This window comes from Cellulosimicrobium sp. Marseille-Q4280 (genome assembly GCF_943181405.1).
Taxonomy (GTDB): domain Bacteria; phylum Actinomycetota; class Actinomycetes; order Actinomycetales; family Cellulomonadaceae; genus Cellulosimicrobium.
The window spans coordinates 349,945-364,189 of sequence record NZ_CALPBY010000007.1 but is presented as its reverse complement, the minus strand read 5'-3'; the positions used below and the strand labels follow the sequence as shown (position 1 = coordinate 364,189).

Genomic DNA, 14,245 nt, shown 5'->3' with positions numbered 1-14,245 from the left:
TCAGCCCTTCACCGCGCCCGAGACCAGGCCGCCGGTCATCCGGCCCTGGACGATGAGGAAGAAGATGATGACGGGGACCGCGATGAGCGTCGACGCCGCCATCACCTCGCCCCAGTTGACCCCCTGGCTGACGCTCGAGTTGAGGAACCCGCGCAGCCAGAGCGGGAGCGTCTGCGCCTGGTTGGACGGCAGCGCGACGAGAGCGACCGTGAACTCGTTCCAGGCCTGCAGGAACGCGTACACGCCGGCGGCGACGAGGCCGGGGGCGAGGAGCGGGAAGGTGATGCGGATGAACGCCCCCGTCCTGCTCAGGCCGTCGACCATCGCCGCCTCCTCGAGCTCGGCCGGCACTCCGGCCACGAACCCGCGCAGCATCCACACCGTGAAGGGCACGACGGCGGCCGTGTAGAGCACGGTGAGCCCGACGGCCGAGTTGAGCAGGTTCGCGCTCGACAGCATGCGGTACTGCGCGATGAACAGGCCCTCGGCCGGCAGCATCTGGATGAAGAGCATCGCGATGATGAACGACTTGCGCCCGCGGAACCGGAAGCGGCTGATCGCGAGCGCCGCGAGGAACGCGAAGACCAGCACGAACAGCACCGTCGAGAGCGTGACGACCACGCTCATGCGCAGGGCGTTGAGGAACGAGTCCCCGTCGAGCACGCGCGCGTAGTTGAAGATCCCCGCGTCGGCGCTGAAGAACGTAGGGGTGCGCGACTGCACCTGCGTCCGCGGCAGGAGCGAGGTGTTGATCATCCAGTAGACGGGGAAGACCCACAGCAGCGCGACGGCGACGGCGAGGACCCCCGCCCCCACCTTGCCCGGGCGGAACGTGCGGGCGGGACGGCCCGAGGCGGTACCGGGCGCCCGGTGGCGGACGGGTGCGGCGTCGGTCGAGGTCGTGACGGCACTCATGCCTCGTCCTCCTTCAGCAGGCTGCGGACATAGGGCCAGCTCAGCGCGATGGTGAGCGCGAGCACGAAGATGGACACGGCGGCCGCGCTCGCGAAGTCCTGACGCCCGACGCCGAGCTCGTAGATGTAGTTCCCGAGCAGGTTGGTCTCGGAGATGGGTGCGCCGCCGTCCTGCAGGAGACGGATCTGGGCGAACACGCGCAGGTCCCAGATGATCTGGAGCAGCAGCACGATCGCCAGCACCGGACGGATCATCGGGACGACGATGTGCCAGAACTTGCCCCAGCCGCTCGCGCCGTCGAGCGACGCGGCCTCCATGACCTCGTCGGAGACCTGCGTCAGCGCGGCGTAGACCGACAGCGCGACGAACGGCACCGACATCCAGACGATGACGAGGGTGGCCACGAAGAAGAACGTCAGCGGCTGCGCGAGCCACTCGTACCCCTGGAACTGGTCGAGCCCGAGCTGGACGAGGAGCCAGTTGACGACGCCCGAGCGGTAGTTGAACAGCCACTTGAAGACGGTCACCGCGGCGACCATGGGCATGGCCCAGGCGAGGAGCATCGCGACCTGCAGGAGGACGCGCGGCACGCTGCCGGCTGCCTTCATGAGGAGGGCGATCAGCGTGCCGAGCACGACGGTCAGCGCGGCGTTGACCAGGCAGAAGAGGATCGAGCGGAAGACGACGGCCCACATCGTGCTGTCCGTGAAGATGCGCGCGTAGTTGTCGAGGCCGACGAACGTCGGCGGCTGCCCGAACTGCTGGGCGAGCCCGTACTCCTGGAGCGAGGTGATGACCTGCCAGTAGACGGGGTACCCCATGCCGAGCAGGATCACGAGGAGCGCGGGGACGAGGAGGGCGTAGGGGGCCCGGGGCCGGCGGCGGGTCCGCCGGGGTGCCGGCCCCGCGCCGTCGCCGAGGGGCGCGACCGCTGCGACGGGCGGTGAGACGGTGGTGTTCATGCGAGGGCTCCTCCCGGCCCGCGCCGGTCCGGACAGGTTTCGTCCGGACCGGCGCAGGTACAGGATTCTCGAGGTCCGATCAGGCCTGGCGTCAGCCGTTGTTGAGCATCGGCGTGATCTTCTCGTCGTACTCCGCCGCGAGCTCCGTGACGTCCCCGCCCTCGGCGATGGCCTGGAACAGCTCCTCGTACACGAGGGCGCCCTCGACGGCGGCCCAGCCCGGGGCGGGCGGGGTGAGCTTGGAGTCGGCGGCGGTCGCGATCATCGTCGAGGCGAACTTGTCGTCCCCGAGCGCCGAGACGTACTCGCTGTTGGCCGGCCCGAGGCCGTTCTCGCCGAGCATGCTCTGGTACGTCGAGGAGAAGATGATCCGCAGCAGGTTCTCGGAGAGCTCGGGGTGCTCGGACTTCGCCGAGACCGCGATGTTCGACCCACCGGCGAAGACGGGTGCCACGCCACCGTCGACGCCCGGGAGCGCGAAGATGTCGTACTTGGCCTCGTCGACCATGCCGTCGCGGACCTCCTCGCCGTCGTCGTTCGTGGTGAGGTCACCGATCGACCAGCGGGCCCAGCCCGGAGCCATGATCGTCGCGGCCTCGGGGGCCTCGCCCTCCGGGCCGTCGTTGAGGAACTCCCAGTACGCGACGTCCTTGGCGGTCGCCGGGACGTTGGAGGCGCCCTCGAAGATCTCCTGCCACTGCTCGAGGCCCTTGATCGTGTTCGGGTCGCTCAGCGTGGACGTCCACTGGCCGTCCTCCTCGACGGCGAGCTCGCCGTCGTTCGCGAAGACCCAGGAGATGCCGTTGCGCCAGTCCTGGCCGCCCATCGCGAAGCCGGACTGGGCGTCCGTGCGCAGCGTCTTGACCGAGTCGGTGAACTCGGCGAGCGTCTCGGGGACCGCGAGGCCCGCGGCGCTCCAGACGTCGCTGCGGTAGAACATGTAGCGCGAGCCGAAGTAGTACGGGAGCGCGAAGTTCTGGTCGCCGACCTTGCCAGCCTCGACGAACGACGGCAGCAGGTTGTCGCCGCCGAGCTCCTCGTACAGGGGCGTGAGGTCGTGGAACGCGCCGACCGTGCTGAAGGTCGAGGACTGCGTGTTGCCGATCTCGGTGACGTCGGGCGTGTTCGCCGCGTCGGGCAGGGCCGTGGTGAGCGACGTGACGAGGTCCGGCCACTCCTTCTGCTCGATGGTGAGGGTCGAGCCCGGGTTCTCGGTCTCGAACGTCTCGACGAGGTAGTCGCGGAGCTCCTGGGGCGTGTCGGGTCCCGCGAGCCAGAGCGTGATGTCACCGGGCTCGGGAGTCGCGTCCCCGCTGCTGGTGGCGTCGTCGCCCGTGGTGCCGCCGGAGCTGCAGGCGGTCAGCGCGAGCGCCAGGGTGATCGTCGACGCCACGGACGTGGCGACGAGGCGGTTCCTCTTCACTGGGTGCTTCCTCTCGGTGCTTGTGCGGTGTCGTCGATGACGGCGCACGAGATGTGGCAGGGGTCCTGCGTTATTCAGGGTGTGCGGTGCCCCGCGTCCGGAGGGTGCAGCACTGGGGTCTCCGGGGCGCCGGGCGAGCGGGGGGACGGGTCTCGTGGTCGACCCGCCCCGGTCGGGCAGGAAGGTCAGGTGGGCGTGGCGCTCACGAGACCCCCAGCTGTCCGGACAGGACGAGGACGGCGGCCCCTGCGAGGACGACGTCTTCGTCGAGCGTGGCCATCCGCACCTGGAGCCCGCTGCCGATGACGGGCATCGTGCGGCCACGGATGGTCTCGAGCGCGGCCTCCCGCAGCGGTCCGTCGAGCAGGTCCGCCGGACCGCTGATCAGGACCTCCGCGAGGTTCAGCGCGCTGACGACAGGCGCGAGGGCGATGCCCAGCGTCCTGCCGACCGACGCCAGGGCGGCATCGGACGTCTCGGTGTCGAGCCCGTCGACCGCGCGCCGCAGCGCCGGGACGGACAGGACGGTCTCCAGGCACCCGTGGCGCCCGCAGGCGCACAGGTCGCCGTCGTGGACGACGGTCACGTGGCCCAGCTCGCCGGCCGCGTCGCCGTGACCGCGCACGCGCGCGCCGTCGACCATGATGCCGGCGCCCACGCCCTCGCCCACGGTGAGGACGAGCAGGCCGTCCCCCGCGGCGCCGCCGAACGTGAACTCGCCGAGCGCGGCGATGTTCGCGTCGTTCGCGACGTGCACGGCGAGGCCGAGCTGCTCCGTGAGCTGTGCCGCGAGCGGCACGTCGTACCAGCGACGGTTCGGTGCCTCGACGACGCGGCCGACGGCGTCGACCACCCCCGGGGAGCCGATGCCGACGCCGATCACGGGCTGGGTGGCCGACGCGATGAGCCCGCGGCAGAAGCGCGTCAGCAGGTCCACGAGCTCGGAACCAGTCCGGCCGTCGACGGCGAGGCTCTGCCGCACCACGAAGTCGCCGGTGAGGGTGAGGACGGCGCCGCGCAGGACCTCGTCGTCGGTGAGGTCGACCGAGACGATCTGATAGGCGCTCGTCCGCATCCCGACGAGGATCGCCGGCTTGCCGACCCGCTGGCCGGGCCGCACGCCGAGCTCCTCGACGAGCCCCTCGGCGATGAGCACGGAGACGAGGTCGGAGATCGTGACGCGGGTCAGCGACGTCGCCCGGGCGAGGTCGGCGCGCGAGGTGGGGCCCTCGTGGAAGAGGTGCTGCAGCACGAGGGAGCGGTTGTGGGCCCGAGCGTGCTCGGGGAGCACCTTGGAGGTGGGCCTGAGCCCGGAGCTCAGCCTCCTCCGCGGTGCGCCGGTCCCGGTGACTGCCGTTGTCATGTTTGTTAGTAGACCGCCTTTACTAAGTGTGTGTCAACCCGCTCGAGGCTCCGTGACCGAACCGTTGTCGAGCGGCAACGCGGGCGACACGTCGCGATCCGGAGGCGGACGAGCCGGCCGCCTTCCGGGGCTCAGGTCCTCCGGTCAGCCGACGGCCCCCGCCTCGATCCAGCCGCGCGCGCCCGGATGCTCGACCGAGCGCGTCGCGACGACGACCGCTCGCTCGAGCGCCGCGGCGAAGGGCTCGCCCGCGCAGAGCGCGGCCGCGAACGCCCCGTGGACGACGTCGCCCGCCCCCAGCGTGTCGACGACGCGGCGCGGCGACGGCACGGCGGTCTGCGACCGGCGCCCGTCGTGCAGCACCTCGACCGGCCGCGCGCCGCGCGTCCGCGCGACGAAGCGCGGTCCGCGTCGTGCGACGTCCGTCAGGGTCGCGTCCGACCCCCGCCCCGACGCGTCCTCGTCGTCGACCGGCACGCCGGGAACGCGGAAGTCCGCCGACAGGACGACGGCGTCGCAGAGCGCGAGCAGCTCCGGCGCGTCCGGCTTCCAGGAGCCGCCGTCGAGCACGACGACGCACCCGGCCTCCCGGGCGCGCCGCGCCACCGCGAGCGCGAGCGGGGCGAGGTGACCGTCGAGCAGCAGGACGTCGCCCGGACCCACCGGACCGAGCAGGGCGTCGACGTCGTCCGCGTCGCGCCCCCGCGCGAGGTCGCCGAGCGTCGCGGCGTTCGTGCTCACCACCGCGCGCTCCCCCGACCCCGCCGTGACGAGGACGGTGGAGAGCGCGGGCTGCACCGCGTCCCGGCGCCGCGCCGGGACCGCGTCGACGAGCTCGACGCCGGCCGCGACGACGTCGGCGCGGACCGCGTCCGCCACCGGACCGGTACCGACCGCAGCGACCAGACGGGCAGGCACCCCGAGGGCGACCGCCGTCGCCGCCGCGTTGGCGGCCGGCCCCCCGAACGTCGCGTCGAGAGAGCGAGCCACGACCTTCTCGTCGGGACCGGGCAGGTGGTCGACGACCTGGACCACGTCGAGCGTCAGGAGTCCGCAGCACACGAGCACCCACCCATCCTGCCGTCGTGTGGCGGTCAGGTCACGACCAGTTCACAACACGGTCACGATGTCCGGTCGCGTGTCCGGTTCGCACGCTTGGCCCCCTACGCTCGCAAGCATGCGTCTCAGCACCCGTCGGCTCCCCGCCCTCGCCGTCGCACTCGTCCTCGGCGGGGCTCTCCTCGCGGGGTGCTCCGGCGGCGCAGCCGACTCCGAGTCCGGAGCGGCGCCCGTCTCGGCCGAGGACCGCGCGGTGGAGGGCGACGGCGGCGGCGAGGCCGCCCAGGGGGGCGCCGACGACGCCGTGTCGGGCATCGCGGCGGGCGACGAGGCCGCCCAGGCGGAGGCCGCGCGGGAGATCGTCACGACCGGGTGGGTCACGGTCGTGACCGCGGACCCGGTCGCGGGCGCGGCGGAGGTCGCGGACCTCGCGGAGAGCGCCGGCGGGCGGGTCGAGACCCGCAACCAGTCCGGCGACGCCGCCGAGGGGACCGCGCACGCCGAGCTGACGATCCGGGTCCCCGCCGACCGGACCACGGCCACGCTCGACGCGCTCGAGCAGATCGGCGAAGTGGACGACCTGTCGGTCGAGGCGGTCGACGTCACCGGCACCGCGCGCGACCTCGACGCCCGGGTCGAGGCGCTCACCACGTCCGTGGACCGTCTGCGCGACCTCATGGGCTCGGCCGGCAGCACGGAGGACCTGCTCGCCGCCGAGCAGGAGCTCACCACCCGGCAGGCGGAGCTCGAGTCCCTCCAGTCGCAGCGGGCGGCGCTCACCGACCAGGTCGCGATGTCGACCGTGACCGTCTCGCTCGTCCAGGTAGCACCCGTCGAGCAGCTCTCCCCCGGCGGCTTCCTCGGCGGGCTGGAGAACGGCTGGAACGCCCTGCTCGCGACCCTCAACGGCCTCGTCGTGGTCGTCGGGGCGCTGCTGCCGTGGCTCGTGGTGGGCGCAGCCGTCGCGCTCGTCGTGCGGTGGGTGCTGCGTCGCCGTCGGCGCGCCGGCGCGGGCGGGACGCCGCCCTCGGCGGGCGACCCGGCGGAGCCCGACGGCGGACCCGGCGCAGCGCCCGGCGAGGGCGCCGGGGTCGGCGCCGAGCCGCTCGTCGGGGCGACGCGTGACTGACGGCCCCACGGACCCGGCCGGTTCCCGCGGCGAGGTGGGGCGGCTCTGGGACGGGGACCCGGACGCTCCGGACGGCCACGCCGTCGGCTACCTGGTGACGCGCGAGTGCACCCACTGGGACACCATCGGTCCGCACGCGTTTCCGCGTCACGTGAACCCCGAGCCGCGCCTGCAGTGGCGGGCCCACTTCGACGACCCGGTGCGCGACGACGTGTACTGCGACGACCCGGACGCCCCGTGCGTCGGGCGCCAGGACGACACCCTGACGATCTCGGGCGACGTCCTGCACGTCCGATGGCTCGAGGGCGCCGACGCGGAGACCGCCTGGGCGAACCACGGCTGGTGATCCCACCGGTCGGGCAGTCGTCGCCCCTCCTCCAGACCGCCGGTGGGCGGATACTGAGGTGGGCGCAGACCGAGCCCGGCGCGGCGCGACACCCACAGCGGGACGGGAGGGGGTCCACATGTCCAGGCACCGTCGTGGGCCGTCGCGACCGGACACCGTCACCGTGGACCTCGTCGGCGGACCGGATCCTGAGCCCGGTATCGCACCGCACGACGGTGGAGCTCGTCCTGGCTCGCGGACCGGACGGACGGCGACGGTGGCCGCGCTCGTCGGACTCGCGCTGGGGTGCGTAGGCACGGTCGTGGTGGTGCGTCTCACCGAACCGTCCCCGCCCGCCGTCGTCGAGGGAGCAGTGGTCGAGGAGCTGCGACGCATCCAGGATCAGCGGCTCGCCGCTCTCGTCGACGCCGACGCCGACGTCCTCGAGCGGCTCCACGCACCCGGTTTCGAGCTGGTCACCCCGACGGGCGACGTGCTGTCCCGGGACTCCTATCTGGACGACGTCATCGCCGGCGTGTGGGACTTCACGACCTTCGAGGCCACCGGTCCTGTGGACGTCAGGGTCCGCGGCGACTCCGCGCAGGTCCGCCACCGGTCGTCGACCACGATCACGATCGCCGACACGGGGACGTTCGGTACGCCGACGCTCAGCACCGTCCTCTACGAGATGCACGACGGGTCATGGGTCGCCGTGCGGGAGCACACGGCCCCGCTGGGCGACCTGGAGCCCGAGACGCCGGACCCCGGGATCCCGTGAGCCAGGGGTGTGACGACGGACGGCCCGCACCGAGAGGTGCGGGCCGTCCGTCGCAGGGGTGGAGGTGCGGGGAATCGAACCCCGGTCCGGTGACGCCGATCGAGGACTTCTCCGGGCGCAGTCTGCTGCAGATTTTCTCGGCCCCCGCACTCACGCAGACAAGGTGCGGACGGGCTCAGTCACCAAGGTGTCCCCGCAGCCCCGGTGACGAGGACTGCGAGCAGTGGCTCTCTAGATGACGCCAGGATCCGAGTCGAGAGCTAGCTCGGGCTGACGGACTTCAGGACTCGCTCAGGCGGCGAGTGCGAAGTCGGTGCGCTTGTTATCGGCACCTGTAGTTTGCAGACATCGTTTACGAGATAAGCCTGCATCCTCGGCCCGCTTCTCCTCGAAGCACGACCACCGTCGAAACCGATCACCCCCTGTGCAGTTGTCAACCACTGCCCCTGCCCGGGACGAGCCCGTGCGCGGTGCAGCAGGTACAGCCTACGGGATCAACACCGGCGGCCGCCCGCGTATTTCCGTCCGGCCCGTCGCGCCGCGGGGTGCGTGGGTGCGGTGGTCCGCTCGCCGCCCTACTTCTTGCGGCTCAGGACGTCCGCGAGGAGGCCGCCGGCGATGCCGAGCAGGAACACGTCCTTCGCGAGCCCGATGCCCTGGTCGCTCGGACGGATCCCGTCCTCACGCGTCATGCCGGGTGTCTTGAGGTACATGCCCACGAGGCCGGCGGCGAAGGCGCCGAGCGCAGGTGCGACGAGCGCCGTCGGGACGAACGGCGTGACGAGCGCGGTGCCGAGCGCGATCTCGGCGGTCGACAGCGTCTTGGCGAACTGCTTGGGCTCGATCTCACCGAGGAACGGGTACGTCCCCGCGGCCATGCCGTGATAGCCCTGCGCCGCCTCGTCGTCGGCGTCGCGCTTGCTCAGCCCGGAGTTGAGGATGAACGCCCCTGCCGCGAGACGCGGGATGTACTGGCGCAGCTTGACCATGGGTCCTCCTGTCGACGTGACCTGTCGCCGCCCGTTGCCGGCGACCGGTCTCGACCGTACGACGCCGCGCGCGCGCCCACCAGCCCCGGCGTCAGCGCATCTCGCGCTGACGCATCGCGCGCAGCGCCTCGCGGTTGTCCTGCTTCTCCCGCAGCGCCTGGCGCTTGTCATACTCCTTCTTGCCGCGTGCGAGCGCGATCTCGACCTTGGCGCGGCCGTCGAGGAAGTAGAGCTGGAGCGGGACCACCGTGTGGCCCTTCTCGCGGGTCTTCGCCTCGAGCCGCAGGATCTCCTCCTTGTGCAGGAGGAGTTTGCGCTTGCGCCGCGGCGCGTGGTTGTTCCACGTGCCCTCGGTGTACTCGGGGATGTGCACGTTCTCGAGCCACGCCTCGCCCCGGTCGACGTCGACGTATCCGTCGACGAGCGAAGCCCGCCCCATGCGCAGCGCCTTGACCTCGGTGCCGCTGAGGACGATCCCCGCCTCGAGCACGTCCTCGATGACGTAGTCGTGCCGTGCCTTGCGGTTGCTGGCGACGACCTTGCGCCCGTTGTCCTTCGCCATGTCGTCCTACCGTCCTCGTGGGTCTGATGATGCTCGTCGAGCCAGCGCGTGCGCGCGAGCCCGCGGGGTGCGCGACGCCCGCTGCGCCGGTTCCCCGGTGCGCGCCGGCTCGTCAGGCTACGGGTGTACGACGCCGCCCGGTACCGATTATCCCGCAGGTGCGGCTACAGCCGGCTCATCGGGTCGACGGTGTTCCCGTCGACGTAGACCTCGAAGTGGAGGTGGCACGCGCTCGAGGTCCCGGTGTTGCCCGAGTACCCGACGATCGTGCCCTTGTCGACCCACTGCCCCGACGAGACCGCGAACCGCGAGAGGTGGTTGTAGCTCGTCATGACGCTCTGCCCACCCATGATGCCGTGGTTGACGAGGACCTGGTTGCCCAGGCCGCCGTAGCGCCGGGCGAAGAGCACCGTGCCGGACGCCGACGCGATGATCGGGGTGCCGCAGTAGGCGCGGAAGTCCGTCCCGGCGTGCAGGCGCCAGATCCCGAGCGTCGGGTGCAGGCGCATGCCGTAGCCCGACGTGATGTGCGGGACGGCCGTCGGGTAGGACAGCCCGCTCGACGTCGGGGGCGGCGGGGCCGGCGCGACGCTGCCGCCTCCTCCGCCGCCACCGCCACCTCCACCTCCACCGCCCTGGTTCTGCTGGTTCTGCTGCTCCTGCCGGCGGCGCTCCTCCTCCTGACGACGACGCTCGGCCTCCTCGGCGATCCGGCGGTCGCGCTCCGCCTGCTCGGCGATGATGCCCTTGAGCTCGCTCTGCAGCGCCGCCTGGTCCTTCTCGTTCTGCTCGACCTGCGCGAGGGCGGCCGCCTTGCGGTCCTCGATCGTCGCCTTCTTGGCCTGCTGCTCGACGATGAGCTGCTCGACCTCGGCCTTGCGGTCGGCGGCGGCCTTGCGCGCCGCCTCCGCCTCGACCACGTTCTGGTCGGCCTGCGCCTTGAGGTCGGTGATCGTCTCCCGGACGGCCTCGAGCCGGGCCTCGCGGTTGCGCCCGACCGCCTCGGCCTCCTGGAGGTCCTGGAGGGTCCGGGACTGGCTGCGGGCCGCGGTCGACGAGGCGGCGTACTCCTCGATGAACTCCTCGGTGCTCTCGGCCCCGGTGACGATGCCGAGGCTCGACACGTCGCCCTGGCCCCGGTACGCGCTGCGCGCCATCTCGGCGATGCTCGACCGCGCGTCGGCGACCTGCGTCGCGCTCTGCGCGATCTCCTGCGCGATCGACGCCTCCTGGGCGAGCGCGTCCTCGAGGCGCTGCGCGAGCAGCTCTGCCTCGCGCTGCGTGCGCTCGACCTCGGCCTGGGCCGCCTCGAGCTCCGCCTGGGCGACGGGCAGCCGCGCCTCGATCTCCTGGAGGTCGAGCACGGCCTGCTGCAGCTCGGCGTCGGTGCCCTCGAGCTCCGCCGCGAGCTGCTCACGGTTGCCGAGGATCTCCTGCTGCCGCCGCTCGGCCGCCGCTCTCCGGTCGTCGATGTCGTCGGCGCTCGCACCCGTGACGACACCGGTGACGAGGACCACCGTGGCGAGGACCGCGGCGAGGACGCGGCGCGGCGAACGGAGGCCACGTGGCGAGCGGGTGGTCCGTGCCGGGCGGGCGGCGCGGACCGCAGCGCCGTGTGCGGGCTTGTTCGTCGGGGTCATCTCACACCCTCGTGTGCCGGTTGAGCGTGACGACCGAGGAGATGGCCGCCAGCAGGAACGCGATGCCGACGAGGACCGGCGCGATCGCCAGGACGTCCGACTCGTCGACGTAGGCCACCCACGTGACGGACTGCGAGAGCCAGTCGGTCACGAGGTACTTCACCCCCACCCACAGCCCGCCGACGGCGAGCAGCGCACCCACGACGGCCGCGATCGCCCCCTCGAGCAGGAACGGGAGCTGGATGAAGAGGTTGGACGCGCCGACGAGGCGCATGATGCCCGTCTCGCGCCGTCGGCTGAGCGCGGAGAGCCGGATCGTCGTCGTGATGAGCAGGACCGCGGCGAGCAGCATGACCGCCGCGAGACCGGCCGAGAGCAGCGACGCCCGGTTGAGCGCGAGGAACAGCGAGTCGAAGATGCGGCGCTGGTCCTCGACCACCTCGACGCCCGGCCGCCCGGTGACGACGTCGTTGACGACCTCGTAGTTCTCGGGGTTGGTGAGCTTGAGCCGGAACGAGGCCTGCATGTCCTCGACCGTGAGCTCCGTGCCGAGGTAGCCGTCGGGGTAGCGCTCGGTGAACGCCTCGAACGCGTCGTCCTTGGACTCGAAGTACACGGTCTGGATCTCGTCGCCGAGCTCGGACTCGAACACGTCCTCGAGAGCCGCGATCTGCTCAGGTGAGGCCTCGCCGGCGGCGCACGTCGGCTCCGGCGAGCCGACGGGGCAGAGGAAGACGGAGACCTCGACCTTGTCGTACCAGTCGTCCTTCAGCTTGTCGATCTGCGTCTGCAGCAGCATGGAGGCACCGACGAACGTCAGGGACACGAACGTCACGAGCACGACCGACACCGTCATGGACAGGTTGCGGCGCAGGCCCTGGCCGATCTCGGTGAGGATGAACTGGAGGCGCACGACGCTCACTCCCCCGCCGCGGCCTCGGCGTGCCGCCGGGCCTTCAGGGCGCTCTCGCGGCGGACGACGACGCTCGTCGGTGCGGACGCGGGCGCAGCCCCCGGCTGGGTGCCGGTCGCCCCGGTGACGGGGTCCGGGTCGCCGAGCGGTGGCTCGGGGACCCCTTCGGGCGCGTCCTGCGCGGGCGGGACGGTGGGGTCGGGGATCACCTGGCCGCGTGCGCCGTACGCCCCGTGCGCCTGGTCGCGCACGAGGGATCCCGTGTCGAGCTCGAGCACGCGCTTGCGCATCTGGTTGACGATCTCCTCGTCGTGCGTCGCCATGACGACGGTGGTGCCGGTGCGGTTGATCCGGTCGAGCAGGCGCATGATCCCGAGCGACGTCGTGGGGTCGAGGTTCCCGGTCGGCTCGTCGGCGAGGAGGATGGGCGGCCGGTTGACCATCGCGCGGGCGATGGCGACGCGCTGCTGCTCGCCGCCGGACAGCTCGTGCGGGCGCCGCTTCTCCTTGCCCTTGAGCCCGACCATCTCGAGCGTCTCGGGCACAGTGATCGCGATGGTGTGCCGCGGTGTCCCGATGACCTGGAGCGCGAACGCGACGTTCTCGAAGACCGTCTTGTTGGGCAGGAGCCGGAAGTCCTGGAAGACGACGCCGATCTGGCGCCGCAGGTGCGGCACCTTCCAGCTCGACAGCCGGCCGAGGTCGCGACCGGCGACGAAGACCTTGCCCTTCGTGGGCCGCTCCTCGCGCAGGATGAGGTGCAGGCACGTCGACTTCCCGGAACCCGACGCCCCGACGAGGAACACGAACTCGCCGCGCCGGACCTCCAGGGACACGTCGTCGACCGCGGGTCGCGCGCCGCGCGCGTAGACCTTGGAGACGTTCTCGAAGCGGATCACGGCAGGCACAACTCTCGGGTCAGGGAGCGAACCAGGTTCGCCGGACGATCGAGAGTAGGCACGGCCGTGCGGCCCGCCGCGGCGGACACGCCGCGGTCATGCGCATCTGATCGTTGCCCGAGTCACCCGCTCGGCGGGTGCGTGCGGAGGTCAGGCCTCGATCTGCGCACCGCGACGCCAGCGGATCCCGGCCTCGATGAAGCCGTCGATGTCGCCGTCGAACACCCCGGAGGTGTTGCCCACCTCGTGCTCCGTGCGCAGGTCCTTGACCATCTGGTACGGGTGCAGCACGTACGAGCGCATCTGGTCGCCCCAGCTCGCCTTGATGTCGCCCGCGAGCTCCTTCTTCTTCGCGCTCTCCTCCTCCTGGCGCACGAGCAGCAGGCGGGACTGGAGCACGCGCAGGGCGGCGGCGCGGTTCTGGATCTGCGACTTCTCGTTCTGCATCGACACGACGATGCCCGTCGGAATGTGCGTCATGCGCACCGCCGAGTCGGTCGTGTTGACGGACTGACCACCCGGGCCCGACGAGCGGAACACGTCGACCTTGATCTCCGACTCGGGGATCTCGATCGAGTCCGTCTGCTCGATGAGCGGGATGACCTCGACCGCGGCGAAGGACGTCTGGCGGCGGCCCTGGTTGTCGAACGGCGAGATGCGCACGAGGCGGTGCGTGCCGGCCTCGACCGACAGGTGCCCGAACGCGTAGGGCGCCTTGACCTCGAAGGTCGCGGACTTCAGGCCCGCCTCCTCCGCGTAGGAGGTGTCGAGCACGGTCGTCGGGTACCCGTGGCGCTCGGCCCAGCGCAGGTACATGCGCAGGAGCATCTCGGCGAAGTCGGCGGCGTCCACGCCCCCGGCGCCCGAGCGGATCGTCACGACCGCCTCGCGGGCGTCGTACTCGCCCGCGAGGAGCGTCCGGACCTCGAGAAGGTCGAGGTCCTTGCGGATCGCGGCGATCTCCCCCTCCGCCTCCTCGAGCGCTGCGGCGAGGTCCGGGTCATCGCCCGCCTCCTGACCCATCTCGACGAGCGTCTCGACGTCGTCGATGCGCTGCCCGAGCTTCTTCACCCGGTCCAGCTCCGACTGCGCGGCCGAGAGCGCGGAGGTCACCTTCTGCGCCGCGTCCGGGTCGTCCCACAGGTCGGGCGCCGACGCCTTCTCGGAGAGGTCGGCGATCTTCGCGCGCAGCACCTCCGGGTCGCTCACGCTCTCGATGGACTCGAGCGTGCTGCGCAGCGCCTTGATCTCGGCGGGAAAGTCGATGGTGGCCACGAGGTTCAAGGTT

At 71.7% G+C, this 14,245-nt stretch carries 13 protein-coding genes, 1 other RNA gene and 1 pseudogene; 3 read left to right on the top strand and 12 right to left on the bottom strand.

Annotated features, from left to right (window positions below; all coding sequences use genetic code 11):
- The 5 genes from NFS20_RS18860 to NFS20_RS18840 form a co-directional block, all read right to left on the bottom strand.
- On the bottom strand, nucleotides 1-915 hold the full coding sequence (locus NFS20_RS18860; protein ID WP_251153327.1) for a carbohydrate ABC transporter permease: 915 nt from the start codon (nucleotides 913-915) through the stop codon (nucleotides 1-3).
- A complete protein-coding gene (locus tag NFS20_RS18855) occupies nucleotides 912-1,877 on the bottom strand; it encodes a carbohydrate ABC transporter permease (RefSeq protein ID WP_251153326.1) in 966 nt (321 codons plus the stop codon). Before NFS20_RS18855 ends, NFS20_RS18860 begins: the two co-directional genes overlap by 4 nt.
- A gap of 91 nt (nucleotides 1,878-1,968) precedes the next feature.
- Complete coding sequence (locus NFS20_RS18850) at nucleotides 1,969-3,300, bottom strand: extracellular solute-binding protein (protein WP_251153325.1); 1,332 nt, start codon at nucleotides 3,298-3,300, stop codon at nucleotides 1,969-1,971.
- A 202-nt stretch (nucleotides 3,301-3,502) separates the two neighbouring features.
- A complete protein-coding gene (locus tag NFS20_RS18845) occupies nucleotides 3,503-4,663 on the bottom strand; it encodes an ROK family transcriptional regulator (RefSeq protein WP_251153324.1) in 1,161 nt (386 codons plus the stop codon).
- Between the two features lie 144 nt (nucleotides 4,664-4,807).
- On the bottom strand, nucleotides 4,808-5,731 hold the full coding sequence (locus NFS20_RS18840) for a PfkB family carbohydrate kinase (RefSeq protein WP_251153323.1): 924 nt from the start codon (nucleotides 5,729-5,731) through the stop codon (nucleotides 4,808-4,810).
- Between the two features lie 109 nt (nucleotides 5,732-5,840).
- Between NFS20_RS18840 and NFS20_RS18835 the strand changes: the two genes are divergently transcribed.
- From NFS20_RS18835 to NFS20_RS18825, 3 genes are all read left to right on the top strand, one after another.
- Nucleotides 5,841-6,851 carry a DUF4349 domain-containing protein gene (locus NFS20_RS18835; protein ID WP_251153322.1) on the top strand — a complete coding sequence of 337 codons (1,011 nt, stop codon included), beginning with the start codon at nucleotides 5,841-5,843 and terminating at the stop codon, nucleotides 6,849-6,851.
- The gene (locus NFS20_RS18830) at nucleotides 6,844-7,197 is read left to right on the top strand and encodes a hypothetical protein (protein WP_251153321.1); all 354 of its coding nucleotides are present in this window, start codon (nucleotides 6,844-6,846) and stop codon (nucleotides 7,195-7,197) included. Before NFS20_RS18835 ends, NFS20_RS18830 begins: the two co-directional genes overlap by 8 nt.
- A gap of 307 nt (nucleotides 7,198-7,504) precedes the next feature.
- Nucleotides 7,505-7,954, top strand: coding sequence for a nuclear transport factor 2 family protein (locus tag NFS20_RS18825; RefSeq protein WP_251153320.1), 450 nt, complete (start codon nucleotides 7,505-7,507; stop codon nucleotides 7,952-7,954).
- 56 nt (nucleotides 7,955-8,010) lie between these two features.
- Here the strand turns inward: NFS20_RS18825 and ssrA are convergent.
- The 7 genes and pseudogenes from ssrA to prfB all read right to left on the bottom strand — a co-directional run bounded on the left by ssrA (nucleotide 8,011) and on the right by prfB (nucleotide 14,232).
- Nucleotides 8,011-8,377: a transfer-messenger RNA gene (gene ssrA / locus NFS20_RS18820) on the bottom strand.
- Between the two features lie 152 nt (nucleotides 8,378-8,529).
- On the bottom strand, nucleotides 8,530-8,943 hold the full coding sequence (locus NFS20_RS18815) for a hypothetical protein (RefSeq protein WP_251153319.1): 414 nt from the start codon (nucleotides 8,941-8,943) through the stop codon (nucleotides 8,530-8,532).
- A gap of 91 nt (nucleotides 8,944-9,034) precedes the next feature.
- Entirely contained in the window at nucleotides 9,035-9,505 is a 471-nt protein-coding gene (gene smpB, locus NFS20_RS18810; protein WP_251153318.1) for an SsrA-binding protein SmpB, read from the bottom strand.
- Nucleotides 9,506-9,669: 164 nt separating this feature from the next.
- Nucleotides 9,670-11,145, bottom strand: a complete 1,476-nt coding sequence (locus NFS20_RS18805) for a M23 family metallopeptidase (RefSeq protein ID WP_251153317.1) — start codon at nucleotides 11,143-11,145, stop codon at nucleotides 9,670-9,672.
- Nucleotide 11,146: 1 nt separating this feature from the next.
- Entirely contained in the window at nucleotides 11,147-12,058 is a 912-nt protein-coding gene (ftsX, locus tag NFS20_RS18800) for a permease-like cell division protein FtsX (protein WP_251153316.1), read from the bottom strand.
- A gap of 218 nt (nucleotides 12,059-12,276) precedes the next feature.
- Nucleotides 12,277-12,957, bottom strand: a pseudogene (gene ftsE, locus NFS20_RS18795) (cell division ATP-binding protein FtsE); the annotation flags it as partial.
- A gap of 150 nt (nucleotides 12,958-13,107) precedes the next feature.
- Complete coding sequence (gene prfB, locus NFS20_RS18790; protein WP_251153314.1) at nucleotides 13,108-14,232, bottom strand: peptide chain release factor 2; 1,125 nt, start codon at nucleotides 14,230-14,232, stop codon at nucleotides 13,108-13,110.
- Nucleotides 14,233-14,245 lie beyond the last annotated feature (13 nt).

Excerpts from the sequence above, each read along its gene's own strand:
- NFS20_RS18860 (WP_251153327.1), bottom strand. The coding sequence starts at position 915 with ATGAGTGCCGTCACGACCTCGACCGACGCCGCACCCGTCCGCCACCGG.
- NFS20_RS18855 (WP_251153326.1), bottom strand. The coding sequence starts at position 1,877 with ATGAACACCACCGTCTCACCGCCCGTCGCAGCGGTCGCGCCCCTCGGC.
- NFS20_RS18845 (WP_251153324.1), bottom strand. The coding sequence starts at position 4,663 with ATGACAACGGCAGTCACCGGGACCGGCGCACCGCGGAGGAGGCTGAGC.
- NFS20_RS18835 (WP_251153322.1), top strand. The coding sequence starts at position 5,841 with ATGCGTCTCAGCACCCGTCGGCTCCCCGCCCTCGCCGTCGCACTCGTC.
- NFS20_RS18815 (WP_251153319.1), bottom strand. The coding sequence starts at position 8,943 with ATGGTCAAGCTGCGCCAGTACATCCCGCGTCTCGCGGCAGGGGCGTTC.
- smpB (WP_251153318.1), bottom strand. The coding sequence starts at position 9,505 with ATGGCGAAGGACAACGGGCGCAAGGTCGTCGCCAGCAACCGCAAGGCA.
- NFS20_RS18805 (WP_251153317.1), bottom strand. The coding sequence starts at position 11,145 with ATGACCCCGACGAACAAGCCCGCACACGGCGCTGCGGTCCGCGCCGCC.